This window comes from Synechococcus sp. JA-2-3B'a(2-13) (assembly GCF_000013225.1).
Lineage (GTDB): Bacteria > Cyanobacteriota > Cyanobacteriia > Thermostichales > Thermostichaceae > Thermostichus.
Genome location: NC_007776.1, coordinates 292,775 through 317,047, shown reverse-complemented (window position 1 = coordinate 317,047; position 24,273 = coordinate 292,775). Strand labels below are relative to the sequence as shown.

The window sequence follows — 24,273 nt, the reverse complement described above, 5'->3', positions numbered from 1 at the left end:
TTTTATTTTCCTCTCTCAGGGAGCAAGGAAGAATCTTAAGAGTAAGTTGATCGGGATCCCTCATCAACTCCTCTGTTGGAACAATGGAAGCAGGCTAGAGAAACAGCTGGATCCTGGTGCTGCGCTTCAAAACAAGCTCAACTGAGAATCCCTTGCCCAGCACCGGGAAGCCTCAGCAGGCGTTTCAATAGCGAGATTGAAAACTCCGCCGCCGCTCGCCGCCACTGTTCGCGTTACCAGAGCGGAAACCTGAGGTGGGGCGTTCTTCCCGGGGACGAGCTTTGTTCACCTTGAGGTCGCGCCCCATCCATTCCGCCCCATCCAGCGCAGCAATGGCAGCTTGCTCCTCTGCTTCAGAGCTCATTTCCACAAACCCGAAGCCCCGAATGCGGCCTGTCTCGCGGTCAGTGGGGATTTGCACCCGCTTGACAGAACCGTACTCAGCAAAAACAGCGGTCAAATCCGCTTCTGTCACCTTAAAGGAAAGGTTGCCAACATAAATCGACATAGACGATCTCCGAAAGAGAGAGTAACAAAGGGTGAGATGTTCGGAGAGCCGTCTGCCAATACAAAACGTGAAAATCCGTCAAGACCAGAAGAAACGAGCACTACAACCGATAACAATCTCAGCTTCTATCCTAACACAGAAGCAGGGGTTCACCACTTCGATTTCGCGAAATTCTGGGGACATTGCCTTCACACCCCAACTGGCCCGGCCCAAACACTCCGCTGCCCTACCTGCGCTGACGCCACCTCAGCCCAGCTTCTCCAGCCTGGATCCCAGTAACCTCATCTGGGCTTCCAGCTCCGCCAGTTGCTCCTGACTGGCTTGCACCACTTCAGGGTTGGCCCGGTTGAGAAAATTGGGGTTCTCTAGGCGAGCGCGGATCCCTTGGGCCTCTTTTTCCAGCTTGGCCAGGTCTTTTTGCAGCTTGGCCCGCAGCGCTTCCACATCCACCAGTCCTGCCAAGGGCATCAGCACCTGCACCGTGCCCACCACTGCAGCCGCCACCTGTTTGGGCTCCGTGGCCAGGGATCCCGTAATCTCCAAAGCCTCGGCCTTGACCAGATCCCAGATATAAGCTTGGGCAGCCGTCAGGATCCGCTGCTCGGCGGGATCGGTAGTGAGCAAAAGGGCCCTGATGGTCTGATGGGGCTTGAGGCCGGCTTCTGCCCGCAGGTTGCGCAGGCTGGTAATGGTTTGGATCACCAAGCCAAACTCCCGCTCCAGTTGAGGGTCGATCCAACTGGGATCTGGGGTGGGATAGGGCTGCACGGAGATAGAGGTGGTTTGGTTGGCCTGGGTGAGCAGCTGCCAGATCTCCTCGGTGATGTGGGGCATCCAGGGGTGCAGCAGCTTGAGAATGGTTTCCAAAACGGTGGCCAGCACCTTCTGCGCTGCGCGTTTGGAAGCCAGGTCTTCTCCCCGCAGCCGGGGCTTGACCAGCTCGATGTACCAGTCGCAAAAGTCATCCCAAATGAGAGAGTAGAGCAGGCGCGCCCCCTCGCCCAGGCCATAGGCTTCCAGCTCGGCGATAACTTGGGTGGCCGTGGAGTGCAGCCGCGACAGGATCCAGCGATCGGCCAGCTCCAGCGCTTCGGGGGCAGGGGATCCCAGTTGGGCAGGGGTTTGCCCCTCCAAGTTCATCAACACAAAGCGGGAGGCGTTCCAGATCTTATTGGCAAAGTTGCGGGCGGCCTCTACGCTGGCGCTCTCGCCGGTCTTGCGGTCATAGGCCAGGCGGATGTCTTGCCCTGCCCCCACCACCTCCTTGACCAGGGCATAGCGCAGGGCGTCGGTGCCGTATTTGTCCAGCAGCTCCAGGGGATCGATGCCATTTCCCTTGGTTTTGGACATTTTCGCCCCGTGCTCATCCCGCACCAGGCCATTGATGTACACATCTTTGAAGGGGATCTGGCCGGTAAATTGGGATCCCATCATGGCCATGCGGGCCACCCAGAAGAAAATGATGTCAAAGCCCGTGGACATCAGGGAGTTGGGATAGTAGCGTTTGAAATCCTCGGTCTCTTCCGGCCAGCCCAGGGTTGAAAAGGGCCACAGAGCAGAGCTAAACCAGGTATCCAGCACATCGGGATCCTGTTCCACCCGCTCAACTTCTGGGCCAAACTTTTCCCGTGCCTTGAGCAACGCTTCCTCGCCGTTGCGGGCCACCACAAAAGCTTGGGGATCCTCGAGAAGCTGGCCATTGAGGACTGGATACCAAGCTGGGATCTGATGGCCCCACCACAACTGCCGAGAAATGCACCAGGGGCGCAGCTTTTCCAGCCAGCCCGTGTAGACTTTGGTCCAGCGCTCAGGGATAAAGCGGGGGCTATTTCGTTGGTATTCCTCTTCCAAACAGCGAGCCCCCATCCCCGAGACATCGCAAAACCACTGAATGGAAAGCAAAGGCTCGATGGGCACGCCGCCGCGGTCGCTGTGGGGAACGGTGTGGGTGTAGTCCTCCACCTTCTCCAGCAGGCCATGTTCGGCAAACCACTGCACCACCTTTTCTCGGGCCACAAAGCGATCTAGGCCGGTGAAAGGATCCCCGTTTTCGTTGAGGGTGCCGTCTTTATTGAGGATGTTGATGAAGGGCAATTGGTGCCGTTTGCCGATTTCAAAGTCGTTGGGGTCGTGGGCCGGGGTAATTTTCACACACCCGGAGCCAAAGGAGGGATCCACATACTCATCCGCAATGATGGGGATGAGGCGATTTTTAATGGGCAGGCGAATGAACTGGCCGATGAGATGGCAATAGCGCTCGTCTTGGGGGTTCACCGCCACCGCCGTATCCCCCAGCATGGTCTCGGGCCGAGTGGTGGCCACCACCAGATACTGGCTGGGATCCTCGGCCAAGGGATAACGAAAATGCCACAAATGGCCCTTGACCTCTTTGTCGTCTAGCTCAATGTCTGACACCGCCGACTGGGTGGCCGGGCACCAGTTCACCAGATATTCCCCCCGGTAAATTAGCCCCGCCTCGTACAGCCGCACAAACGCCTCGGTTACCGCCCGGCTCAGCCCCTCGTCGAGGGTAAAGCGATCCCGCGTCCAGTCTAGGGATAGGCCCAGCCGCCGCAACTGGCTCTTGATGGCTCCCTGCGACTGCTCCTTCCAAGCCCAAGCTCGCTCCAGAAAAGCCTCGCGGCCCAGATCGAAGCGGGTCTTGCCCTCTTGGCGCAGTTGGTTTTCCAGGATGGTGTGCACGGCGATGCTGGCATGGTCTGTGCCGGGCAGCCAGAGCACGTTGTAGCCGCGCATGCGCTTGTAGCGCGTCACCACATCCGGCAGGGTAAAGGCAAAAGCATGGCCCATGTGCAGGTTGCCCGTCACATTGGGCGGGGGCAGCACCATGCTAAAGGCCTCTCCCGGCGCCTTGGGATCCGCCACATAAAAGCCCTTCTCTTCCCAAAAGCGCTGCCACTTCGGCTCGGTCTCGAAGGGGTTGTACTGGCTGGGCAGGTTGACAGAGGAAATTGCAGCAGTCATAGGGAGGATAGGCCAACGGCTGAGAAGGATGAATCACTTTGATGAATCACTTTATAGAGTAGCAGTTCAACCCTTTGCCCTTCGGGGTAGAGTGGCCCATCGGTCTTGACCCTAATCACACGGCTAGAGAGGGATTTCGAGCTAGGGTACTACCATCCTCAGCTTTGGGTACGGCGTTATGTCCAGATCATTGACGGCAACGGTCCTGATGGCTCTGATGGCTCTATCCCCTGGGATCCCTGCCCTCGCGCAACAGGACTGGAAGAGATCAGAGAGAGACATCCTACTTTGTCGTGGGGAGCCTTTTGAACCAGGCTCTCTGGCAGGTTATGAAGCTTGCTTCAGTGCTCGCCTTCATCCGGATGAACAATCCTGGCCGCCTCCACTACCCCTGATAGGCCTGTATTTTACCCCGCACTCTGACTACTTTTTTTGCTTTGTAGGTGCAGGAAAGCCCGGTAGCCTGGAGGCAATTCTCGTCGGTCGAAGTGGAGAGTTCATCTTTGGCCTAGATAGCCCCTCAACCCCTTCTGAACTAGAAGTAGAAACCCCCCAGATTATCCAGCAGAAGGCCCGCATTCTCGAGGTGGAGGGGGATCCTGGGGATCCTGTTGCCAGTTTCAGGCAACTGGTGGTTTACGACGAAACCGAGTTGGATCTGAAGGGGTTTGCCATAGTGAGTGCACCTCCAGGGCACTTCGGGGATTCCATTTTGCCAGAAGTGTTTTTGGAGCGGCCCGAATGCCAGGCAATTTTGAATTGAGGGCCTTCCGCACCTTCGGCTAGTGGGCGCTCCTGGGTTTGGCAAACTTGCAAGCTGGCTCTACAGCCCAGAGTAAGCGTTGAGCCATTCCATAAAATAAAACACCAGCGGCCCGGTGAATACGTAGCTATCCCCCCGATCCAAAATGCCGCCGTGGCCCGGGATCAGATCCCCGGAATCTTTGACGCCGGCATCCCGTTTCATCAGAGATTCTGTGAGATCTCCCAGCAGGCTGGTTAACCCAATCAAAAACCCCAGAATGCCCCCACTCAACCAGCTCCACGGCCAGCCCAGGTAATAGGCTCCAACCACCGCAAGGGTCATGCTGGCGGCAATGCCGGCTACTGCCCCTTCCACCGTCTTTTTCGGGCTGAGGATGGAGAGCTTGGTGCGCCCAAAGGCCCGACCACACAGGTAGGCCCCCACATCGGCAGCGATCACGCAGCCAATGGCCAGCAGCGTAATCCATAGCCCTTCGCCCAGCCCTTGCGCAAAAGACAAGGCCCTGACCCGAATCCAGAAGCTGGGCAGCAACGCACAGTAGAACAACCCCAAAATCGAGGTGGCAATATCGGCAATGGTGGCCACCTTGGGCTTAAAGAGCAAATAAAAACAGATGATGGATCCCGCCACGATAAAGGCAGGGCTGGTCCACTCCGGCCTCACCTGCTGCAAAATCACCAGCACCTGGCTGGAAAACATGGTGGTGCGCATGGCCGGCGCATTGCCTTTGGCTTGCACCAAGCGAAAAAACTCCAACTGGGCCAAAAAAATGATCAGCCCAATGGCTGCAGTAAAATACCAGCCCCCTAGCAGGGTGACCGCCAACGCAAACAACACCGCCGCAAAACCGCTAACCCAACGGGCTCCCATGGGCGCACCCCGTCACGTTGGCTGGCCAAATACCTCTTGCCCCCGGCTCCAGCAGATCGACGTCCAAGCCGAGAGCAGAAGAAACCCCCCCTCTGGTGTTCAAGATTCGCGTTTGCGGGACGGAGTCCTGATGCGGCTGCTGCAATGGAAACGCCTCTTGCCCTAGCCTTTCAGTTTAACTCCCTTGGCCTCGAAACAACCGCTTTCGGCCCTGCAGGATGGGATTTCCAGGTAAGGTGGCAGACAGACTGGAGCATGAGATAATGGGCAAACCGCAAAGCTCACTGCTGACCGCCTAAGATACCTCTGATTCGTTGCACCGCAGCATGGTTCAAGAACTTACTTCGCGCTCCACAACTGCTCGCATTTCTGCCGAAGAGGCTCGTCTTCTTTATGAAGACATGGTGCTGGGCCGCCTGTTTGAAGACAAGTGCGCCGAAATGTACTACAAGGGCAAGATGTTCGGCTTTGTGCATCTGTACAACGGCCAAGAGGCCGTCTCTACGGGGGTGATCAAGGCGCTCAAGCCCACCGACTACGTGTGCAGCACCTACCGCGATCATGTGCATGCCCTCAGCACCGGGATCCCGCCGCGGGCGGTCATGGCAGAGTTGTTCGGCAAGGCCACCGGCTGCAGCAAGGGTCGGGGTGGTTCCATGCACCTCTTCTCGGCGGAGCACAATTTCTTGGGGGGCTATGCCTTTGTGGCCGAAGGGATCCCAGTGGCGACGGGGGCTGCTTTTTCTGCCAAATATCGGGGCACCGACCAGGTAACCGCCTGCTTCTTCGGGGATGGAGCCTGCAACAACGGCCAGTTTTACGAGTGCCTCAACATGGCTGCCCTCTGGAAGTTGCCCATCATCTATGTGGTGGAAAATAACTTCTGGGCTATTGGCATGGCCCATGAACGCGCCACTTCCGACACCGATATTTACCGCAAAGGCCCGGCTTTTGGCATGCCCGGCTACCAGGTGGATGGGATGGATGTGCTAGCAGTGCGAGAGGCCGCCCAACAGGCCATCGCCCGCGCCCGTGCCGGAGAAGGCCCCACCTTGCTGGAGTGCATCACCTATCGTTTCCGGGGCCATTCTCTGGCCGACCCTGACGAGCTGCGCAGTCCTGAGGAAAAAGAGTTCTGGCGGCAGCGGGATCCCATCAAGCAACTGGAACGCTATGCCCTGGAGCACAACCTAATGACCGAGGCAGACTTCCAAGCCATCCACGCGGAGGTCAGCGCCGTGATTGAGGACGCGGTTCTTTTTGCTCTGGAAAGCCCAGAGCCAACCCTGGACGAGCTGCACCGTTTTGTCTTTGCCGAAGACGAGTAGACCCCCCCAGGTACCGGGGGAGTTCAGGAGCCGAGATCTTGCTTGGCCGGAGGATCCCTGGCCAACTCGGGTGGCCCATCCACCTGGCGGAGCGCTATCGCGCCGGATCCCTTGAGGATCCTCGAGGATCGGCATCAGAGAAACTTTCTCGAGATCTGCGCTATTGCGCAGATTTTTTTGTAAATATCGCTTCCCATTTGTTTACACAGCTTCATATCATTGAGGTATCGAGCATGAGTATTTATTCCCGGTCATGAGCAATCCTCTTGAGTTTCCCTGGCTGTCGGTGCTGGTGCTCTTGCCTCTGCTGGCAGCCTTTGGGATCCCCTTGATCCCCCAGAGCCGTTGGGTGCGTTGGTATGCCCTCGCTGTGGGGGCTTTTGATTTGGGCCTGATGGCCTATGTCTTTGCGCGGCACTATGACCTGCAGGACTTTTCTCTGCAACTGGCGGAGCGCTACGCCTGGGTGCCCCAAATTGGATTCCACTGGTCGCTGGCGGTGGACGGCCTGTCCTTGCCGCTGGTATTGCTGTCCGGTTTGATCACAACCCTGTCGATTGTGGCGGCTTGGAATCTCTCCCACAAGCCGCGTTTGTTTTTCTTCCTGCTGCTGCTGATGTACGGCGCCCAGGTGGGCGTATTTCTGGCGCAGGACATGCTTCTATTCTTCCTGATGTGGGAGATTGAGCTGGTGCCGGTCTATCTGCTCATCTCCATTTGGGGTGGGCCGAAGCGCCAGTACGCCGCCACCAAGTTCATCCTCTACACCGCCGCCGCCTCCATTTTTATCTTGGTGGGATCCCTGGCGATGGCCTTCTACGGCGAGGGCTTCAGCCTGGAGATGGCAGAGCTGAGCGCTAAGTCTTACCCACTGGCCTTGGAGCTGTTGGCCTATGCGGCTTTGCTGATTGCCTTTGGGGTGAAGCTGCCGATTTTCCCGCTGCACACCTGGCTGCCGGATGCCCACAGCGAAGCCTCTGCTCCCATTTCCATGATCTTGGCGGGAGTTCTGCTCAAGATGGGGGGCTATGGCCTGATCCGCATGAATGTGGGCATGTTGTCGGAAGCCCACGTGTACTTCGCCCCTGTGCTGGCGGTGTTGGGTGTGGTGAACATCATTTACGGGGCGTTGGCGGCCTTTGGTCAGAACCATCTCAAGCGGCGCTTGGCCTATTCGTCCATTGCCCACATGGGCTTTGTGTTGATCGGGATCTCCGCCTTCACGGAGCTGGGCATCAATGGGGCAGTGCTGCAGATGATCTCCCACGGTCTGATTGCCGCGGTTCTGTTCTTCCTGACGGGGATCACCTACGAGCGCACCCACACCCTTGCCCTCGACAAGTTGGGAGGGTTGGCCAAGCAGATGCCGAAGGCTTTTGCCCTGTTTACAGCGGGATCCCTGGCCTCTCTGGCGCTGCCGGGGATGAGCGGATTTGTGGGTGAGCTGACGGTGTTCTTGGGCTTGACCACCAGCGATGCCTATGCGCCGACCTTCAAAGCTGGAATTGCCCTGCTGGCGGCAGTGGGTATCATTTTGACGCCCATTTACTTGCTCTCCATGCTGCGTCAGGTGTTCTACGGGGCTCAGGATCCCGGCTTGGTTTTGGAAGACTACCTGGGGGATGTGCGTCCGCGGGAAATGGCGGTGGCCCTCTGTCTGCTGTTGCCGATTCTCGGCATTGGCTTCTACCCGCGCCTGGCTACCCAAACCTACGATGTCACGACGGTGGCGGTAGCTGCCCAGTTGCGCAGTGTGTTGGCAACTGAAATCGTGCAGCGGCCTTTCTTCCCCTCGCCAGTGCAATCGGCTCAGGTGGCGGCTTTGCCTCTGGAGGATTAAAGGGGGGTCGAGACTCGGTTCTTCTTTATCTCTATTCCTTACTCTGTCCAGAAGAGCTGGTGTTCGAGGTGCAACCCGACTCAACTTTCAGCTCTTCTTTTGTTTTTTTTAAGTTTTAAGATTGGATTTAGGATCCGGGATGTTCCTGGGCTGGGATTTTCGTGCAGCCGATTGTTCTTGTGCCGTCCATCCTATCGGTGATCGGTGTGGATAGAGTTTTGTTCCATCAGGTTGAGTTGCACCACCAACCACCAGAGGGTTACATCGGAGTAGGTCGCCCGACGCTTGAGCCGAGAAATGGAGTGTACTGGGTTTTGGCTGTCGATCATCCACTCAGAAGCGATGATTTGGCCGCGTTGCTGAGCATTCATTGTTTCTCCCTCCGCTCGCCAACTGCTCAATACTTAGAATGGCTAATATTTAGGATGGCGAATTTGCACGGGAGCGTGTGAAAAAATATATTACGCAGGGATCCCCAAAATCGGCTAACTTTCTTAGCAATGAGGATCTCATAGGCTGTTGAGTTGCCGATTTGCCGTTCGGGGATCGGACAAAACGTTGCAAAAGGGGCAAAATGTTGGGCAAGGGGATGCCCCTATCTTCACAAGTCTTAAAACCTGGAAAAATTCCATTTTCTCCTGACTCCTCTGTCTCCCTCCGTCGGCCTTTGCAGCAGCAACCCTTGAGAAGTCTGAGATCCCGATGAGAGCCCCCCAGCCTGCCTCTGCTTTTGGAGAAGTGGTGGAGGCCGACACCACAACCTTTGTGGCCCAGTGCTTCGAGCCGGAACGCCTGACCTTCCCGCCCATGCCTGCTCTCGGCAGTTGGACGCGCTCCCAAGACGAAGAGACCGGCAACCTGATCTATGGCGTGGTTTGCTATGCCGCCATCGCCCCCATCGACACCGTCCATCGCGCCAGGGCTTTGGGCCTCTCCCCTCAGGAGCTGCGGGAGCAACAGCCCCAGATTTTTGCCATGTTGCGCACCGATTTTCGCGCGGCCATTGTCGGCTTTGTCAGCGGGGGACGGGTCTATCAGTACTTGCCGCCACGCCCTCCCCAGATTCACCAGCCGGTTTATCTCTGCTCCGATACGGAAGTAAGGGAGTTCTGCCGCTCTTTCGAGTTTTTGCGCACCCTGCTACGGGTCAACGGGATCCCAACCGATGAGCTGGTGGCTGCCGTGATCCGCCAGACTTACCGAATCCTGAACCGAGATCGCAACTGGCTTTTACAGGCAGGTCGGCAGTTGAGCTCTCTGTTGCGGGATGATTATGAGCATCTCAGCGCAATTTTACGAAAGATTGAAGCCTAAGCGAAGAAATATTGAGAATGGCCTTGGATCCCTCTGGAATCGAGTCGGGGGGTGATAACCTGAGGCCGTTTCCTATGGAATTGATTCCCTTTGAATCCTCTTTCTGCTGTAAAAATGTTTAACAAATTCAATCCTTCTGACAAACCCTCCAAAGGCAATTGGGCAGGTCGTACCTTTTCTGCAGCTGCGGGCGCTTCGGTGGCAGCCGGTGTTTGCATTGCCCACGGTCAGCCGGCTTATGTGTCGCTGTTGGTGGCCTGTTGCGCGACGGTGTTTACCCTCGTTTTGGATGAAATGGGCTGGATCTAGGCTCGGTTTCAACTTCAGCTTTGGTTTTGCTGCATAAGAAGCCGCTCTAAAGCAGAGACTAACCAATCCAATAGGGATCCCTGGCCCTCTGGGTTTGCTGCTTGCGTGAAAGGATCCCTTTGCTGGGTTGGCAACATGCAGCCTTACTTTACCCTGCTTCGCGGGCTGCCCGCACCAACAATCCTGCTGTGATCAGCCCTGCCAGAATAGAGCTGCCGCCATGACTGAACAAAGGCAGGGGCACACCTGTGGTGGGCAAAATCCCAGTGACCACGCCGATGTTCATCAGCGACTGCCCCACCAGAAACATCAGGCAGCCGCAGGCTACTAAGCGAATGGTCAACTCCCGACAGCGCCCCATCACCCGCCAGCCCAGCAGAGTGTAGAAGGTCAGCAACCCCAGAAAGAACAGGGATCCGGCCAAGCCAAACTCCTCTGCGTACACCGAGAAGATAAAGTCGGTGTATTGGATGGGCAGGTAGAACAGCTTTTGCTGGGAGAGGCCATATCCCTTGCCCCACAGGCCGCCAGAGCCAATGGCCAACAGACTTTGCACCAGCTGGTAGCCATCCCCTTGGGCATTGCCCCAGGGATCCAAAAAAGCCAAGATGCGCCGCCGTTGGTAATCTTTGCTGAGAATGCTCACCACAGCCGCCAGAATCCCCAGCCCCGCTGTGGCCAAAAGGGTGAAAGCTGGGATCCCGGCGGTCCAAGCCATGACCCAGAGGGTGAGGCCGCAGATGGCCGTGGTGCCCAGGTTGGGCTGGGCGAGGATCCCCAAGAGCGCAAAGGCGAAGATGCCCGCCCAGAGGACGCGGAACCAGAGGGGATGGTGAAACCAGCGGCCAAAAACCCAGGATCCCTGCAAGACCAACAGGGGCTTGAGCAATTCCGAGGGCTGGATAACAGGGATCACCTTCAAATCCAGCCAGCGGCTGGCCTCCAGGCGGGAAACCCCCAATCCCGGCACCTGGGTGGCCCACACCAAGCCAACTCCCAGCAAGCAGAGGATCCCGGCCCAGGGGAACCAGCGCCGCAGCGGGATCTGCACCAGAGCCCAGAAACAGCCCAGACCCAGCCCGGCCCAGAGCAATTGGCGCTTGAAAAAGTAGAGGCCATCGCCAGTGATCCGCTGAGCCACCGGGTAGGAAGCGGAAAACAGCATCATCAGCCCCAGCACCAGCCAGATCAAGGTGAGCCAGCGCAGCCAGCGAGCCTCAGCATTCCAGGGATCCCTGAAGGGCTTGGCAGCAGGCTCGGAAATGGTTGCCACGGTGTTCAAAGCTGGAGTACTGGTCAAAACTGGCACAGGCGGGAGACAGCAAAACGGTGATGGGCTGAGCGGGCTTCCCCAACCTCTGAGCTTGACGGGAAAGGGAACAAGCCGCTGCAAAGGCTCTTTCCACCGCTACATCTAGGGTTGGCACGAGCTCAACGTCAGTATAGTGGATCCCCTGGAGGGCCTCTGCCAGCACTGGGGCAGACTCCCCCATCAGCAACACGCGGGCCACCTTGGCCCGAATCAACCGCAACCAGGCGCCGGGATCCCCCTGCTTAGCCCTTCCTCCGGCAATCAGAATAATGGGTGGGGAGAGGGCGTTGAGTGCCACCCAGCCGGCTTCGTAGTTGGTGGCCTTGCTGTCGTTGACAAAGCGGATGGGGGTGGCTCCCACCTGGATTTGCGCCACCCGCTCCAGCCGATGGGGCATGCCGGCAAAAGATCGGATGGCTTTTTGAATGGCAACGTTGGGGAGCCCAGCTAGACGTGCTGCTGCTGCCGCCAAGAGCAGGTTTTGCAGGTTGTGTTGGCCAGGGCAGCGTTCTGCAAAGTCCTCCAGCTCCGCCACCATCTCCCCCTGGATGTAGAGGCGGTTTTCCCGCAGGTCAAGGGTTGCGGTGGGATCCTGATCGCAACAGAGTTGCGGGGCAGCAAGGGAGATCCAATAGGTCTTTTCCCAATCCTGCCGGCGGCGGCACAGGTAGGGATCCTCGCCGTTGAGCACCCGCCACTGGGCCCGATCCAAAAGGCGAGCCTTAAAGCTGGCATAGCGCTCCAGCGTCCCATGCCGTTCTAGGTGATCGGGAGTGAAGGTGGTCCACACCCCAATGCGCGGCGGCCCTCCAGGAGTGCTGCTCATGAGGCGGCTACTGGCCTCCAACTGGTAGCTGCTCAGCTCCGCCACGATCCAGTCCGGCTTGAGCTTTCCCTGGAGCGTTGCCAAAGCCACCTGCGACAGGGGCAGGCCGATGTTGCCGCAGGGGATCCCTTGCAGCCCCGCCGCCTTGAACATCTCCGCCACCAGAGCTGTGGTGGTGCTTTTGCCGTTGGTGCCGGTGATCCCCACCCAGGGTAGGTGGTCAAGATAGATCCAGGCCAGCTCCGCCTCCCCCACCACCGGGATTCCCTGTTGACGCACCGCCTGCAGCAGCGGGTGATCCCAAGCAATGCCTGGACTGACCACCACCTGCTTCACCCCTTCGGCCAGTTGAAAAGGCTGCCCCAGCCGAACCGGGATCCCTTCTTGATTGAGCTCAGCCTGCCGCTGTCTGAGAAGAGGGGAATCTTGCTCATCCCAAACCAGCACTTCATAGCCCTGGGCCCGCAACAGCCGCGCTGCCGCCAGCCCCGCAATGCCTAACCCCAAAACTTGATGTTGCACGTTGGTTTCTACTTCTTTCTTTATTTGGGGATCCCTGCTTGGATCTTACCGGTCACGTCCTTGACCCGCATGTTTTTGTTCGACACTCCCCTTGCTTACGGGGGTGGCCAGTTGGTGGCGTGGATGGAGTTTTCCTAGCCGCCTGGATGGCTAACTTGGGAATAGGTTGGAAACCAGTCCGCCGGCCACCCTCTACAACCCGTGCAGATTTGTCTTTGGCGTAGAAAAGATTCCACCTAGCCTGCCAGCCTCACTTTGTGGATGCTGTAGGAAATTTTCTTCCCTATGCATCATCTACTCAATCTTCCAAGGGATCCAACTTGGGATCCAGACTCTTGGCCGTTAGACGCAGAGCCTCCGCCTGATCCATCACCCGTGGAGCTTGCACTGCCGTTTCAAGGCCCTGGCGATAGCTCTCCCACAGGGGCATTTCTGGGTAGGTCTGCTGCAACTCGCTGATCTGATCCAGAAGGGCCTCCAGCCAGCCGGCCGTGCTCCAGGTGAGCAAAAACTGGAAGGGGTTCCAGAGGTTGAGCTGCCGCCCCAATTCATTTAGGCTCTCGTTGCGAATGGGCGGATCGAAGATGTCCGCCACGGTCATCAACTGGCGGGCCAGCAGAGGTCTGAGGAGTTTCTCGGCAGCTTCCACCACAGCAGGGATGGCAGCCTGGATCTGGTTGGGTCTGGGAATGTTCCGCGCTTGGGGCAAGGCTTGCAGCACCAACTCCAGTCGCCGCCCTGCCTCTGCCGATTCCAAAGCCGATTCCAGGGTGGTGCCCACGCTGAGAAACACTTCTCCCGTCAGTAGCCGCACTGCATCGATGACCAGGTGATACAAGGGGGGGATCACGAGCTTAATCCACTCACTCTGGAAAAACTCCCGCAGCCGCCGTGCCGCATAGTCCCCCACTTGGGTGGTCTGGATCCCCACTTGGGTCAGATTGAGATACCAGTCGGGGGGGGATCCCTTGGGATCCAGCCAACGGCGCAGCGTTTGCCATTCTTCTTCTGTGAGGGCAGTTCGTCCCTGTTTTAAGCCAGTTCGCCGCAGCTTGCCCTCGGCATTCAAGAGCTTGCGCAGCTCCGGTGTGCCCAGCAAGGACAAGGCACCTGCCGAACCCACACTGCCGATCTCGATGGCGATCAAGGCGGCCAACAAGGCGGCTGAGGCCTTTACTTGAATCTGGCCGCTTTTGTCCATCACCAAAGGCAGGCGGCTGTTGCCATAGGCACGGGCACTCATCGCCTCCAGAGCAGAGCGTTGGTCAGAGGTCAGCGTCCGAGCCCAAGAAGGGATCCCGTGGCTTTCCGCCTCTGGATAGGCCGCTTCCTGCAAGCCGTGATACAGCAAGCTGGCCACCCAAGCTCGATCTGCAGCCCGCCGCAAAGAGCCGATGACCACTTCCCATTGGCAGGGGTTGAGCAGGGGCAAGAGCGCTTGCAGCTCTCGGTGGACGGGCTCTGGGGATCCCGCCGTTCTCGACTGTTCCAGAGCGCTTTGCAGCCGATCCCGCGCCTCTCGGCACAGCCCGCCCCACTCCAGTTGCAGGCGAGCCAGGGTCTGTTGCACCGTCTCTTCGGAGCGACGGGGTAGATCCTGCCAGCCCGCTTCCAGCTGCCGCCACAGCTCCTCCCAGTTCAGGCCCTCAGCAGCGCCATTGACGGCATCTGAGGCAACCTTTGAGCTGGGCGAGGCGTTTTGGGGCTCGGAATGGAAAGGGGGATTCAGGGGTTCAGACATGGACAGAATCCGCTTCAAGGGGATTACCGGCATTATAGCTAGGGGTAAAACGCCAGCCGAGGCAAACCCAACGTTTCCGGCCATCCCATCATCAGGTTGAGACACTGCACTGCCTGCCCGGCTTGCCCTTTCATCAGGTTATCGATCACCGACAGGACGATAACGCGGTTGGTGCGGCTGTCCACCTCCACCCCGATCATGCAGGTGTTGGTGCCGGAGACCCATTTGGTTTGCGGGTAGACCCCCCGCGGCAGCACCTTCACCCAGGGAGATTGGCGATAGAAAGCGTTGTAAATGGTGAGCAAATCTTCCCCCACAAAGCCGGGATCCCGCAGGGTGGCATACAAGGTGACGTGGATCCCCCGCACCATGGGCACCAGATGGGGCGTAAATTGCACGGTGATGGGGGTGTGGGTCAGGTCGGTGCAAGCTTGCTCGATCTCGGGCGTATGGCGGTGCTGGGCCACTCCATAGGCTGCCAGAGAGCCGTCCACTTCGGCAAACAGGGATCCCACCTTGGGGGTACGACCTGCCCCCGAAACGCCGGATTTGGCATCGAAAATGAGGCTGTCCAGCTCCACCAACCCCTGCCGCAGCAGAGGAGCAACCGCCAACAATGAAGCAGTGGGATAACAGCCGGGACAGCCCACCAGTTGGGCTTGGGCAATCGCCTCGCGATAAAGTTCCGGCAACCCATAGACCGCCTGCTCATTGGCCTGGCGATAGGCAGGGCTGGGCCAGTTGGGATCCGTCTGACCCATGCGGTACCAAGATTGGTAGGTGGCCAGGTTGCGAAAGCGGTAATCCGCCGACAGATCTAAGACTTTGCACCCTTTGGCCAGCAAGGGCGGGGCCAGCTCGGCAGCCAGCCCATTGGGGAGAGACAAAAACACCACATCGCTGTTGGCGGCAATACGATCCACCTCTACCGGCTGAACGGTCAGATCCACGGCCTGGGCCAACTGGGGATAGAGATCCCCGTAGCGCTTGCCGGCACTGTCTTGCCCGGCCAGGTAGGTGATCTGCACGCCGGGATGCTCGCTCAGTAACCGCACCAACTGTACCCCTCCGTAGCCGGAAGCGCCGACAATGCCAATGCGGACAGGCTCTGTGGGGTGGGGTGGGCGGGGCGCCATGTTGGCCATGGGGGGGCTGCCTGTGCAAGAGGGTTGCGTGATGGCTTGCCTTAAGTTCTACCGCATTTTTCTGCTGCATTTGACGCTGCATGGGTGCGGATCCCATCTTGTTCATTCGCGTTGGCGTTGCGTGGCCATCCAGGGGGATTTGTTATGCTGGGTTCACCTGAGCCGCTCGGGCCTTGGCAGCGGCTTCCGTAATATCTGTCTATGTTCTGTGTAGCTTTCTAATCTGCGGTCTATGCACTATGAGCGATTGATCAACATGGTCTTGCGGGCCTATGGCCAAAGCAGCCGCCATGGCCTGGATCAAGAAACGCTGACCCTCTACTCAGAAGGCCCCTACACCCTCTACAAACTCACTTCCCATTTCGATCGCCGCTCCATTTTTGTGTTGGCCCAGAATCAGCGGGATATGTTTGTTTCTGGCGATGCGTTTAACAACAAGCTGATCCCAGGGGAATGGCAGGCGTGGCTGCACCAGAAAGCGCTGGGCATTGCCCCCGACACGGCCCAAGCGGGTTAGCTGCAGACCAGCTCTGCCGGGGAAGGATCCCCAAGCCTACGCCCGGCCTGTTGAGATCCAGCCCATGCTGACAATGGCCGCCTACTTCCAGCTCAGAGGGTGGTGGGATCCACAGGTCGCTCCACCTGTCCAAAATCTACCCGCCACTGGCCAAAACCCCTGGCTGAACCTGTCGGGGCACCACTGAGAGACGATCCAGATCGGCACAGTAGGCCAGATCCTGATCGTTTTCCGGCCCCAGACCCAACAACCGTTGCCCGTGGCTAGAGCGTCTCAACAAACCCAGCAGATCGTCCTGCCAAGTTTGGTAGAGGGCCAAGGCCGCCAAGGTCTCGTCGTTGCCCAACTGGTTCAAAGAGCAGCCCAGGCGATGCAAGATGGCTCCGGCACAGGCAGTATCTTCCAGCGAAAAGGCCCCTTCCCACCCGGATCCCACCAGCCACACCTCGGCAAAGGAGCCCCGTCTGAGAAAATCCACCACGGCTCCCAAGTTCACCAGGGCTGCTGTGATCACCACCGGGATCCCTTCCAGGCGCTGTAGGCTGCGCGTGCCGTTGGTGGTGCTCAGGAAGATGCGCTTGTCCCGCACGCGGTCGGGAGTGTAGTCGAGGGGGGAGTTGCCCAGATCAAACCCCGCCACCGCTTTGCCCCCCCGTTCCCCGGCCAAAAGCCGCTGGGAAGCCGGCCAGTTTTGGCTTGCCTCTTGGAGCTGCTGCAGGTGGGCAAACACCTGTACCGCTTCTGCTCCTGCTGCCAGCGCTGTGGCAATGGTGGTGGTGGCCCGCAGCACATCAATGGCCACCGCACACTCCGGGATCCCAGATGAAGGCACCTGTTCGGGCGTATAGAAGTGGAAAAAACGCATGGGGGAAGAGGTAACGTCAGAACTCACGCCGGGCGAACACCAACACTGCCAGAATCAGCAGCAAAAGGGTGTAAACCAAGCCGTACAGTGCATCTCCGAGAAGTTCTGCTGGGGGCGGAACTTGGCCGTAAACCGCAGCATCTCTCAAATTGAGGCGCTCCAAATCCGGCAGGATCAAATAAATCACCTCAAACAGTTTGCCAAATCCGGCATCTTTCACCAGCTTGCTCAGTTGCAGCAGGGCGCGGCTGGCATGGCCCATCAGGAACAGGGCAATGGTGTAGAGGGTGGCCAGAATCGAGGAAGTGAAAACCCCGAACAGCAGGGCCGCGGCAACAATCAGCACCAGCTCTAAGAAAGTGAAGACTGTTGCCCAGAGAATGGCCAAAAGGGGGATCGGGGCCTGCACCAGCAGCAAGCTCAGCAGAAACACAACCGTCATCAGCAGCACCAGCACCGACAGCAGCGCCGATAGGCCCAGATGCTTGCCGACAATGAACTCTGCCCGGCTCATGGGTTTGGCGATCAGCACATACACCGTGCGTCTTTCAATCTCCTTATTCACCAGCCCTGTGCCCACGAAAATGGCCACGATCAGGCCGAAGAAGTGAATGGCTGCCAACCCCAGGTCGGCAATGATTTTGTTGTGGGCCTGGTTGGCCACCTGCGGGATCAAAACAGTGGCTCCCAGCATGGCCACCGCAAATACCATCACCAGGTAGAGAATCCGATCCCGAATCGTTTCCCGGAAAACGTTGTGGGCAATGGCCACCACGCGCGACGCATCCATGACTGAACCCAAAGCTGTGATGATCCGACTGATACACTGGTAACAGATCCAGCCTTTATTCTATGCAGTTCCAGGCCCAGATTCAGATTCACCTACGCCCCTCTGTTCTCGATCCCGCCGGGGCTGCGGTTCAGTCCAGCTTGCATCAGCTGGGGCATACCCAGGTACAGCAGGTGCGCATTGGCAAGCATATCCAACTGCAGCTAGAGGCCCCCGACGCCGAGACCGCCCACCGCCAGGTGGATGAGCTGTGCCATCAACTGCTGGCCAACCCGGTGATTGAGACTTATCAAATCCAAGTGGCTGCCATCGGTGGTTAATTTGATGGGTTCACGCGATTTGGGGTTGATCTGATGGCCATTCCAAAAATACCCCCAACCCCTCTTCCATCCCTCTAATCTGACCATCTTCTTTCCTCTCACTTAAGGGATCCCAATGGCTGGCGTGAGGTTTGGCGTTGTTGTTTTTCCGGGTTCCAACTGCGACCGAGATGTAGCCTGGGTAACCCGCGGCCTCTTGGGCTGCCCAACGCGGCTGATCTGGCACCGAGAGACGGATTTGTCGGAGCTGGATGTGGTGGTGCTGCCGGGGGGCTTCAGCTATGGGGATTATTTGCGTTGTGGGGCCATCGCTCGTTTTGCTCCGGTGATGGGATCCCTGAAGGAGCACGCGGCGCGAGGGGGCTATGTGCTGGGCATTTGCAATGGCTTTCAGATCTTGACAGAGGCGGGCCTGCTGCCGGGGGCGCTGGTGCGCAATGCCAACCTGCACTTTATCTGCGACCGAGTGGGGATCCGTGTAGAACGGCAGGATCTTCCCTGGACAAGCGCGTATCCCCAGGGATCCACCTTAACCCTGCCCATCGCCCATGGGGAAGGCCGCTACACCTGTGATCCGGATACCCTCAAGCAGTTGCAGGATCGAGGGCAGATCGTCTTTCGCTATGCTCCGGTTGCGCCCAACGGCTCTGTGGACAACATCGCCGGCATTTGCGATCCCAGCGGTCGGATTCTGGGTTTAATGCCCCACCCTGAGCGGGCAGCAGATCCCGATTTGCCAGGGCAGGATGGGATCCCCTTCTGGCAGTCGATTTTGCGCAGCTTCGCCGCCTAACTCTTCTCCAGGAGAACTCACCCCTGCCTCGGCCCTTGAGACAACACCTGGCGAACTTGATTCACCATCTCCTCGTGATCCACCACTGGCTTGGCGATATAACCATCCGCCCCGCTCTGGGCCAAGAATGCCTCGCGGTCGCCCCGCATGGCGTGGGCCGTCACCAAAATAATGGGGATGGAGCGGCTTTTTGGATCCGCCTTCAACAGTTGGGCAATGCGGATCCCGTCCACCGCCTCGCCGCGAAAGGTGCTCTGGGACAGGGAAACATCCAACAAAATGACATCCACCTCGTGCCCCTGGGCCAGCTTCAAAATCTGCTCCACATCCTGGCTGTGAAAGACCTCAAAACCTCCCCGCCGTCGCAACACCTTCTCAAAAACACGGGCGTTGATCGGATCATCTTCCACCAGCAGCACTGTTGCCATCGTTAACCCAATCTTGAATCTGAACCCAAGCTAAGCTGTCTCTGGGATCCCAAAAGCCATCCTAAGGCATCCTTAGCGAGTTCAATTTGAGCAGTAGGACAAGCGTTCTCCTACAGAGTACTGAAGAGTACCGAAAAGGGTCTCAGTAGCTCTGAGAACTCCCCCCTCCTCTCCCAAAAGGAAGGATCCTCAGGTTGCCGCTACTTGACTATTTATTTTGGAATCTTATTTTGGAATCACTCCATTCCGAGTTGCCGCTACCCAACCGCAAATAGGAAAGCCGGAGAGAGCTCCGGCCCCATCCAGAACTAAGCCTAAACCACAAATCTCAAAAGAGACTGACCTTCCCTCTGCCTTGCTTGAGCCCGGCACAGCAGGAACGGCAGCCACTACCCTGGGTTACTTCTTGGTAATTCTCGGAGTTTCCCGAAAGGCGACCGCGAAAAACAGAAGGCCCAACGTCAAAAACAGGATAAAGGTGTAGGTGATGGCTTCCATACAAAACCTCCATTTCTAAGGGGGCTTGATTCCAGATTAACTCGGAGCCGCCAGCACCCCATCTCCAAAGTGAAGCAGAGTGCCGACGGCATCGCCGAAAAGGGCTCTAGGCTTCCTGAACCTTGCGAGTGGTGGGATCCCCTACTTTCTGGAAGACGCCGAACTCCACCATTTCCTCGCTCATATTGGGGTCAATACCGGCGAACACATCGCGGAAGAGAGTGCGAGCGCCGTGCCAGATGTGGCCAAAGAAGAACAGCAGGGCAAAGACGGCGTGAGCAAAGGTAAACCAACCGCGGGGGCTGGTGTGGAAGGTGCCGTCCGCCTTGGGGGTTTCTCGGTCGAACTCAAACAACTGACCCAACTGGGCCTGGCGGGCATACTTCTTAACCGTTGCCGGGTCGGTAAACACCTGGCCGTCCAGCTTGCCGCCGTAAAACTCCACCGTCACCCCCACCTGCTCAAAGCTGTAGCGCGACTCCGCCCGACGGAAAGGAATGTCTGCCCGCACCACGCCATCGGCATCCCGCAGGATAACCGGGAAGGTCTCGAAGAAGTTGGGCATCCGCTGCACCGTCAGCTCCCGCCCTTCGCGGTCACGGAACACCGGGTAGCCCAGCCACTCGATGGCAATGCCATCCCCTTTGTTCATGGGGCCAGCTCGGAACAGTCCCCCCTTGGCCGGGCTGTTGCCCACGTAGTCGTAGAAGAGCAGAGACTTGGGCAGGGAGTTGTAGGCCTCGCTGCGGGTCATCCCGGCTTCCATGGCCGCATTTACCCGGCGGTTAATCTCCTGGTTGAAATAGCCAGAATCCCATTGGTAGCGGGTGGGGCCAAACAGCTCCACAGGAGTGGTGGCGCTGCCGTACCACATGGTTCCGGCCACCACAAAACCGGCAAAAAACACCGCCGCAATCGAGCTGGAAAGCACCGTCTCGATGTTCCCCATTCGCAGAGCGCGATAGAGGCGCTGGGGTGGGCGTACCGTGATGTGAAATAGACCTGCAATGATGCCCACGATGCCTGCAGCAATGTGGTGGGCCACCACCCCTCCGGCGTTGTAGGGGTTAAAACCGGCTGGCCCCCATTCCGGCGCCACCGGCTGGACGTGCCCCGTCGTCGCATAGGGATCGCTCACCCACATCCCCGGGCCAAACACCCCCGTCAGGTGAAAGGCGCCAAACCCAAAGCAGAGGATCCCGGCCAACAGCAGGTGGATCCCAAATATTTTCGGCAGATCCAAAGCCGGCTCGCCGGTGCGGGGATCCCGGAACAGCTCCAGATCCCAGTACACCCAGTGCCAGCAGGCAGCCAAGAAGAGCAAGCCGGACAAAACGATATGGGCAGTGGCTACCCCTTCAAACGTCCAGAAGCCCGCATTGGCAACGCTCTCGCCGTAGATATTCCAACCGCCCCAGGAGTTGACCACCCCCAGGCGAACCATAAATGGCATGACAAACATGCCCTGACGCCACATCGGATTCAGGACAGGATCCGACGGATCGAAAATGGCCGTTTCATAGAGCGCCATCGACCCGGCCCAACCTGCTACCAGAGCGGTATGCATCAGGTGAACCGCGATCAGGCGACCTGGGTCATTCAGTACAACCGTATGGACCCGATACCACGGTAGTCCCATAAAGCTCGGTCCTCCACGTTCTCCAACACTTGCGCGATATCCAGTCAAAATTAAGCCGACATCTTACCTGGGATCCTGACCCGAGCAGTCTCTTCAGAGTCGGGGGGTACCGCACCCGCTTGAACCCCTGAGCGCACCCAACTAGGATATCGCTCTCAGAATTTCCATCACGGGCATCAAACAGTATAACGAAACGCTACCGACCTGAGTGGCTTCAGGCAGGATGCCGTCTCACTTTAGGCATCATCTTCCCAGATCTCTCGCCGGAGATTAAAAATATGACTTAAAATGTTACAATACTTAGCAACTGTGAGCGCTCTCCTGGCTCAGGCTGAAAGGTGTCGTGGTTTCTGGCAGGGGTATGGCAACGATTCGCTTCGTCAACGAGAACCGAGAGATCTTCGTCGCTGAAGGCGCTAACCTGCGCCTGAAGGCTCTGGAAAACCAGATCGATCTCTACAAAATGATGGCCAAGCTGCTCAACTGCGGCGGCAACGGCCAGTGTGGCACCTGTGTGGTGGAGATTGTTGAGGGATCCGAGAACCTCTCCCCTCGCACCGAGGCGGAAAACCGCAAGCTCAAGCGCAAGCCCGACAGCTACCGCCTTGCTTGCCAGACCAAGGTGTTGGGGGATGTTTCGGTCAAAACCAAGCCCTAGCCTTGGCCCGCCCGTTTTCCCTTTGGGCAAGTCGTACTCAAGAGTGGTATGCTGACTGCCAGTTGGGCTTGTGGCATTTGGAGTTATGGAGACGAACTACCTGGGCATCTTGGCCACTCTCTTAGTCGTTCTGGTGCCCGCCATCTTCCTGGTGATTTTGTACGTGCAAACCTCCAGCAGATCTGGTGACTGAGTGGGCAGCTCCTGCCGATTCAAATTGGGCAAGGGGTATTCCTAAAGCCGGTCAAAAAGGGGATCCCCTGTGTACAAGAGGATCCCTTTGCGTTGGACAAACTGAGAGTACTTGGGGGAGCGCCCTCAAGGTGCTAAGTCAAGCTGTGGCTTGGGCTGCCTTGGCTTGGTCGAAGGTTCCCGCAGGTTCATACAAAAACTCAAACAGGTTGCCGTCGGGATCCTTGCCATAGAAAGAGGCAGTGCCATCCCGGTGGCTGTGGATTTCCCCCACCAGGATCCCTTGGGATTTCAGGCGTTGGTGTTCTTGCTGGAGCTCCTCTATGCTGTCGAAGACAAAGCCAAAGTGGGGCCCTGCTGCGCGATAGCCCGGCCCCAGCAGTGCCAGCCCATCCTCTCCCGCCTTCATGTAGGCCCAGTCGGGATCCTGCCAGACGTTGACCATGCCCAGCTTTTGGTAGAACTCCACCGCCTTGGGGATGTCTTCTACCCGGATGGCGACATGCCCGAGTTGTCTAAGTGCCATGTCATCCTCTGTGCTCAAGTGAGCCAACTGCAACGGTTCTCCTCCAGATCAGCTTGACACACTCCCCACCCCGAAGGGTAGGGATCCCCGCAGCAAGACAGGGCTCTAGACCTGACTTCTTGAGAACTTGAGACAGGGATCCCAACCCAGTCCATAGGCGAGACAGACGATGGCCTTTTTCAAGCCTTCAGGGCAGGGATGGGCCAAGGCTTACCCTGTTGGCTGCGCGGCCAAGAACTGCTCCAGCTCACTCAAAGCCTCTGCATCCATTTTGGTTTGCATGGGGCAAAACTTTGGCCCACACATGGAGCAGAACTCTGCCGTTTTGTAGATATCTGCCGGCAAGGTTTCGTCGTGATATTCTCTGGCGCGTTCTGGATCCAAAGACAATTCAAACTGCCGGTTCCAGTCGAAGTTATAGCGGGCCCTCGACATCTCATCATCGCGATCCCTGGCACCGGGGCGATGACGGGCAATATCGGCAGCATGGGCGGCAATTTTATAGGCAATTAAGCCGTTGCGCACGTCCTCTGCATTGGGCAAACCCAGGTGCTCTTTGGGGGTGACATAGCAAAGCATGGCTGCCCCGTACCAACCGGCTAAGGCTGCTCCAATGGCGGAGCTGATGTGGTCATAGCCTGCCGCAATATCGGTTACCAGAGGTCCCAAAACATAGAAGGGAGCCTCATCGCACTCTTCCATTTGCTTGCGCACGTTGAATTCAATTTGATCCATCGGCACATGCCCCGGCCCTTCCACCATCACCTGCACATCGTGCTCCCAAGCCATGCGGGTCAACTGGCCCAGGGTTTTCAACTCCGCCAGTTGTGCTTCATCAGAGGCATCGTGCAAACATCCCGGTCGCAAAGAATCTCCCAGACTAAAAGAAACATCGTATTTCTTGAAAATCTCGATAATGTCGCGGAAGTGGGTATAAAGCGGGTTTTGTTTGTGGTGGGCCAACATCCAACGGGCCAGGATCCCACCCCCACGAGAAACAATTCCCGTCAGGCGGTGGCGTACCAACGGAAGATATTCGATCAGGATCCCGGCATGGATGGTCATGTAGTCCACCCCCTGCTGGGCCTGTTTTTCGATAACATGCAAGATGTCTTCTGCAGAAAGTTTTTCGACCTTGCCGTGCACACTTTCTAGGGCTTGGTAGATGGGCACCGTGCCAATGGGCACTGGAGAAGCTTGGATAATGGCTGTGCGAATTTCATCCAAATCGCCCCCGCCGGTGGACAGATCCATAACGGTATCGGCGCCGTATTTGATGGCCAATTTCAGCTTTTCCAGCTCTTCGGCCAAGCCGGAAGAAGTAGGGGAAGCGCCAATGTTGGCATTGACTTTGCACCGGGAAGCGATCCCAATGCACATCGGCTCGAGGTTGGTGTGATTGATGTTGGCAGGGATGATCATGCGACCCCGGGCCACTTCCGAGCGGATCAGTTCAGGCGGCAGGTTTTCCCGCTGGGCCACATACTCCATCTCTTCGGTAATCACGCCCTGACGGGCAAAGTGCATCTGCGTTACATTTGCTTGCCCACGGCGACGGGCAACCCATTCGCTGCGCATGTT

At 57.9% G+C, this 24,273-nt stretch carries 23 protein-coding genes; 8 read left to right on the top strand and 15 right to left on the bottom strand.

The window, feature by feature from the left end; all coding sequences use genetic code 11:
- Positions 1–184: 184 nt before the first annotated feature.
- From CYB_RS01420 to CYB_RS01405, 3 genes are all read right to left on the bottom strand, one after another.
- Positions 185–508 carry an RNA recognition motif domain-containing protein gene (locus CYB_RS01420; RefSeq protein WP_011431969.1) on the bottom strand — a complete coding sequence of 108 codons (324 nt, stop codon included), beginning with the start codon at positions 506–508 and terminating at the stop codon, positions 185–187.
- Positions 509–754: 246 nt separating this feature from the next.
- Positions 755–3,493 carry a valine--tRNA ligase gene (locus tag CYB_RS01415; RefSeq protein WP_011431968.1) on the bottom strand — a complete coding sequence of 913 codons (2,739 nt, stop codon included), beginning with the start codon at positions 3,491–3,493 and terminating at the stop codon, positions 755–757.
- An 823-nt stretch (positions 3,494–4,316) separates the two neighbouring features.
- The gene (locus CYB_RS01405) at positions 4,317–5,129 is read right to left on the bottom strand and encodes a phosphatidate cytidylyltransferase (RefSeq protein WP_011431967.1); all 813 of its coding nucleotides are present in this window, start codon (positions 5,127–5,129) and stop codon (positions 4,317–4,319) included.
- Positions 5,130–5,455: 326 nt separating this feature from the next.
- On the opposite strand from CYB_RS01405, the gene pdhA reads away from it, so the two are divergent.
- Positions 5,456–6,457, top strand: coding sequence for a pyruvate dehydrogenase (acetyl-transferring) E1 component subunit alpha (gene pdhA, locus CYB_RS01400; protein WP_011431966.1), 1,002 nt, complete (start codon positions 5,456–5,458; stop codon positions 6,455–6,457).
- Positions 6,458–6,710: 253 nt separating this feature from the next.
- Positions 6,711–8,297 (top strand): NAD(P)H-quinone oxidoreductase subunit 4, encoded by a 1,587-nt coding sequence (locus tag CYB_RS01395; RefSeq protein ID WP_011431965.1) that lies wholly within the window; start codon positions 6,711–6,713, stop codon positions 8,295–8,297.
- 191 nt (positions 8,298–8,488) lie between these two features.
- On the opposite strand, the gene CYB_RS01390 is transcribed toward CYB_RS01395, so the two are convergent.
- Complete coding sequence (locus tag CYB_RS01390) at positions 8,489–8,668, bottom strand: hypothetical protein (RefSeq protein WP_011431964.1); 180 nt, start codon at positions 8,666–8,668, stop codon at positions 8,489–8,491.
- A 331-nt stretch (positions 8,669–8,999) separates the two neighbouring features.
- Here CYB_RS01390 and CYB_RS01385 point away from each other — a divergent pair, with 331 nt between their 5' ends.
- Complete coding sequence (locus CYB_RS01385; RefSeq protein WP_011431963.1) at positions 9,000–9,611, top strand: hypothetical protein; 612 nt, start codon at positions 9,000–9,002, stop codon at positions 9,609–9,611.
- Between the two features lie 457 nt (positions 9,612–10,068).
- On the opposite strand, the gene CYB_RS01375 is transcribed toward CYB_RS01385, so the two are convergent.
- The 4 genes from CYB_RS01375 to argC form a co-directional block, all read right to left on the bottom strand.
- A complete protein-coding gene (locus tag CYB_RS01375) occupies positions 10,069–11,193 on the bottom strand; it encodes an FtsW/RodA/SpoVE family cell cycle protein (RefSeq protein ID WP_238376850.1) in 1,125 nt (374 codons plus the stop codon).
- Positions 11,138–12,580, bottom strand: coding sequence for a UDP-N-acetylmuramoyl-L-alanine--D-glutamate ligase (gene murD / locus CYB_RS01370; RefSeq protein WP_011431959.1), 1,443 nt, complete (start codon positions 12,578–12,580; stop codon positions 11,138–11,140). Before murD ends, CYB_RS01375 begins: the two co-directional genes overlap by 56 nt.
- A gap of 298 nt (positions 12,581–12,878) precedes the next feature.
- Entirely contained in the window at positions 12,879–14,321 is a 1,443-nt protein-coding gene (locus CYB_RS01365) for a hypothetical protein (protein WP_238376849.1), read from the bottom strand.
- A gap of 38 nt (positions 14,322–14,359) precedes the next feature.
- A complete protein-coding gene (argC, locus tag CYB_RS01360) occupies positions 14,360–15,466 on the bottom strand; it encodes an N-acetyl-gamma-glutamyl-phosphate reductase (RefSeq protein ID WP_011431956.1) in 1,107 nt (368 codons plus the stop codon).
- Between the two features lie 232 nt (positions 15,467–15,698).
- On the opposite strand from argC, the gene CYB_RS01355 reads away from it, so the two are divergent.
- Complete coding sequence (locus tag CYB_RS01355) at positions 15,699–15,983, top strand: hypothetical protein (RefSeq protein WP_011431955.1); 285 nt, start codon at positions 15,699–15,701, stop codon at positions 15,981–15,983.
- 136 nt (positions 15,984–16,119) lie between these two features.
- Here CYB_RS01355 and CYB_RS01350 read toward each other — a convergent pair whose 3' ends face one another.
- Together CYB_RS01350 and CYB_RS01345 are read right to left on the bottom strand one after the other, a co-directional pair.
- Positions 16,120–16,848, bottom strand: a complete 729-nt coding sequence (locus CYB_RS01350) for a 2-phosphosulfolactate phosphatase family protein (RefSeq protein WP_011431954.1) — start codon at positions 16,846–16,848, stop codon at positions 16,120–16,122.
- Between the two features lie 16 nt (positions 16,849–16,864).
- A complete protein-coding gene (locus tag CYB_RS01345) occupies positions 16,865–17,638 on the bottom strand; it encodes an ABC transporter permease (protein ID WP_011431953.1) in 774 nt (257 codons plus the stop codon).
- Positions 17,639–17,700: 62 nt separating this feature from the next.
- Between CYB_RS01345 and purS the strand changes: the two genes are divergently transcribed.
- Positions 17,701–17,958, top strand: a complete 258-nt coding sequence (gene purS / locus CYB_RS01340) for a phosphoribosylformylglycinamidine synthase subunit PurS (protein ID WP_011431952.1) — start codon at positions 17,701–17,703, stop codon at positions 17,956–17,958.
- A gap of 115 nt (positions 17,959–18,073) precedes the next feature.
- A complete protein-coding gene (gene purQ, locus CYB_RS01335) occupies positions 18,074–18,751 on the top strand; it encodes a phosphoribosylformylglycinamidine synthase subunit PurQ (protein WP_011431951.1) in 678 nt (225 codons plus the stop codon).
- A 17-nt stretch (positions 18,752–18,768) separates the two neighbouring features.
- Here purQ and CYB_RS01330 read toward each other — a convergent pair whose 3' ends face one another.
- The 3 genes from CYB_RS01330 to psbB form a co-directional block, all read right to left on the bottom strand.
- Positions 18,769–19,179: a response regulator gene (locus CYB_RS01330; protein WP_011431950.1), complete on the bottom strand. Its 411-nt coding sequence runs from the start codon at positions 19,177–19,179 to the stop codon at positions 18,769–18,771.
- Positions 19,180–19,578: 399 nt separating this feature from the next.
- Positions 19,579–19,677, bottom strand: coding sequence for a photosystem II reaction center protein T (locus CYB_RS01325; RefSeq protein ID WP_011431949.1), 99 nt, complete (start codon positions 19,675–19,677; stop codon positions 19,579–19,581).
- Positions 19,678–19,783: 106 nt separating this feature from the next.
- On the bottom strand, positions 19,784–21,316 hold the full coding sequence (gene psbB / locus CYB_RS01320; protein WP_011431948.1) for a photosystem II chlorophyll-binding protein CP47: 1,533 nt from the start codon (positions 21,314–21,316) through the stop codon (positions 19,784–19,786).
- A 361-nt stretch (positions 21,317–21,677) separates the two neighbouring features.
- Here psbB and CYB_RS01315 point away from each other — a divergent pair, with 361 nt between their 5' ends.
- Both CYB_RS01315 and psbM read left to right on the top strand, forming a co-directional pair.
- Positions 21,678–21,974, top strand: coding sequence for a 2Fe-2S iron-sulfur cluster-binding protein (locus CYB_RS01315; RefSeq protein ID WP_011431947.1), 297 nt, complete (start codon positions 21,678–21,680; stop codon positions 21,972–21,974).
- Between the two features lie 85 nt (positions 21,975–22,059).
- Complete coding sequence (gene psbM, locus CYB_RS14240) at positions 22,060–22,167, top strand: photosystem II reaction center protein PsbM (protein WP_071818137.1); 108 nt, start codon at positions 22,060–22,062, stop codon at positions 22,165–22,167.
- A 138-nt stretch (positions 22,168–22,305) separates the two neighbouring features.
- On the opposite strand, the gene CYB_RS01310 is transcribed toward psbM, so the two are convergent.
- Positions 22,306–22,692 carry a VOC family protein gene (locus CYB_RS01310; protein ID WP_011431946.1) on the bottom strand — a complete coding sequence of 129 codons (387 nt, stop codon included), beginning with the start codon at positions 22,690–22,692 and terminating at the stop codon, positions 22,306–22,308.
- Between the two features lie 210 nt (positions 22,693–22,902).
- Positions 22,903–24,270 carry a phosphomethylpyrimidine synthase ThiC gene (gene thiC / locus CYB_RS01305; protein WP_011431945.1) on the bottom strand — a complete coding sequence of 456 codons (1,368 nt, stop codon included), beginning with the start codon at positions 24,268–24,270 and terminating at the stop codon, positions 22,903–22,905.
- Between the last annotated feature and the right edge of the window lie 3 nt (positions 24,271–24,273).

What these genes read in the sequence shown, in the direction of transcription:
- CYB_RS01420 (WP_011431969.1), bottom strand. Translation starts at nt 508, where the DNA reads ATGTCGATTTATGTTGGCAACCTTTCCTTTAAGGTGACAGAAGCGGAT.
- CYB_RS01415 (WP_011431968.1), bottom strand. Translation starts at nt 3,493, where the DNA reads ATGACTGCTGCAATTTCCTCTGTCAACCTGCCCAGCCAGTACAACCCC.
- CYB_RS01405 (WP_011431967.1), bottom strand. Translation starts at nt 5,129, where the DNA reads ATGGGAGCCCGTTGGGTTAGCGGTTTTGCGGCGGTGTTGTTTGCGTTG.
- pdhA (WP_011431966.1), top strand. Translation starts at nt 5,456, where the DNA reads ATGGTTCAAGAACTTACTTCGCGCTCCACAACTGCTCGCATTTCTGCC.
- CYB_RS01395 (WP_011431965.1), top strand. Translation starts at nt 6,711, where the DNA reads ATGAGCAATCCTCTTGAGTTTCCCTGGCTGTCGGTGCTGGTGCTCTTG.
- CYB_RS01390 (WP_011431964.1), bottom strand. Translation starts at nt 8,668, where the DNA reads ATGAATGCTCAGCAACGCGGCCAAATCATCGCTTCTGAGTGGATGATC.
- CYB_RS01385 (WP_011431963.1), top strand. Translation starts at nt 9,000, where the DNA reads ATGAGAGCCCCCCAGCCTGCCTCTGCTTTTGGAGAAGTGGTGGAGGCC.
- CYB_RS01365 (WP_238376849.1), bottom strand. Translation starts at nt 14,321, where the DNA reads ATGTCTGAACCCCTGAATCCCCCTTTCCATTCCGAGCCCCAAAACGCC.
- argC (WP_011431956.1), bottom strand. Translation starts at nt 15,466, where the DNA reads ATGGCCAACATGGCGCCCCGCCCACCCCACCCCACAGAGCCTGTCCGC.
- CYB_RS01355 (WP_011431955.1), top strand. Translation starts at nt 15,699, where the DNA reads ATGCACTATGAGCGATTGATCAACATGGTCTTGCGGGCCTATGGCCAA.
- CYB_RS01350 (WP_011431954.1), bottom strand. Translation starts at nt 16,848, where the DNA reads ATGCGTTTTTTCCACTTCTATACGCCCGAACAGGTGCCTTCATCTGGG.
- CYB_RS01345 (WP_011431953.1), bottom strand. Translation starts at nt 17,638, where the DNA reads ATGGATGCGTCGCGCGTGGTGGCCATTGCCCACAACGTTTTCCGGGAA.
- purS (WP_011431952.1), top strand. Translation starts at nt 17,701, where the DNA reads ATGCAGTTCCAGGCCCAGATTCAGATTCACCTACGCCCCTCTGTTCTC.
- purQ (WP_011431951.1), top strand. Translation starts at nt 18,074, where the DNA reads ATGGCTGGCGTGAGGTTTGGCGTTGTTGTTTTTCCGGGTTCCAACTGC.
- CYB_RS01330 (WP_011431950.1), bottom strand. Translation starts at nt 19,179, where the DNA reads ATGGCAACAGTGCTGCTGGTGGAAGATGATCCGATCAACGCCCGTGTT.
- CYB_RS01325 (WP_011431949.1), bottom strand. Translation starts at nt 19,677, where the DNA reads ATGGAAGCCATCACCTACACCTTTATCCTGTTTTTGACGTTGGGCCTT.
- psbB (WP_011431948.1), bottom strand. Translation starts at nt 21,316, where the DNA reads ATGGGACTACCGTGGTATCGGGTCCATACGGTTGTACTGAATGACCCA.
- CYB_RS01315 (WP_011431947.1), top strand. Translation starts at nt 21,678, where the DNA reads ATGGCAACGATTCGCTTCGTCAACGAGAACCGAGAGATCTTCGTCGCT.
- psbM (WP_071818137.1), top strand. Translation starts at nt 22,060, where the DNA reads ATGGAGACGAACTACCTGGGCATCTTGGCCACTCTCTTAGTCGTTCTG.
- CYB_RS01310 (WP_011431946.1), bottom strand. Translation starts at nt 22,692, where the DNA reads ATGGCACTTAGACAACTCGGGCATGTCGCCATCCGGGTAGAAGACATC.
- thiC (WP_011431945.1), bottom strand. Translation starts at nt 24,270, where the DNA reads ATGCGCAGCGAATGGGTTGCCCGTCGCCGTGGGCAAGCAAATGTAACG.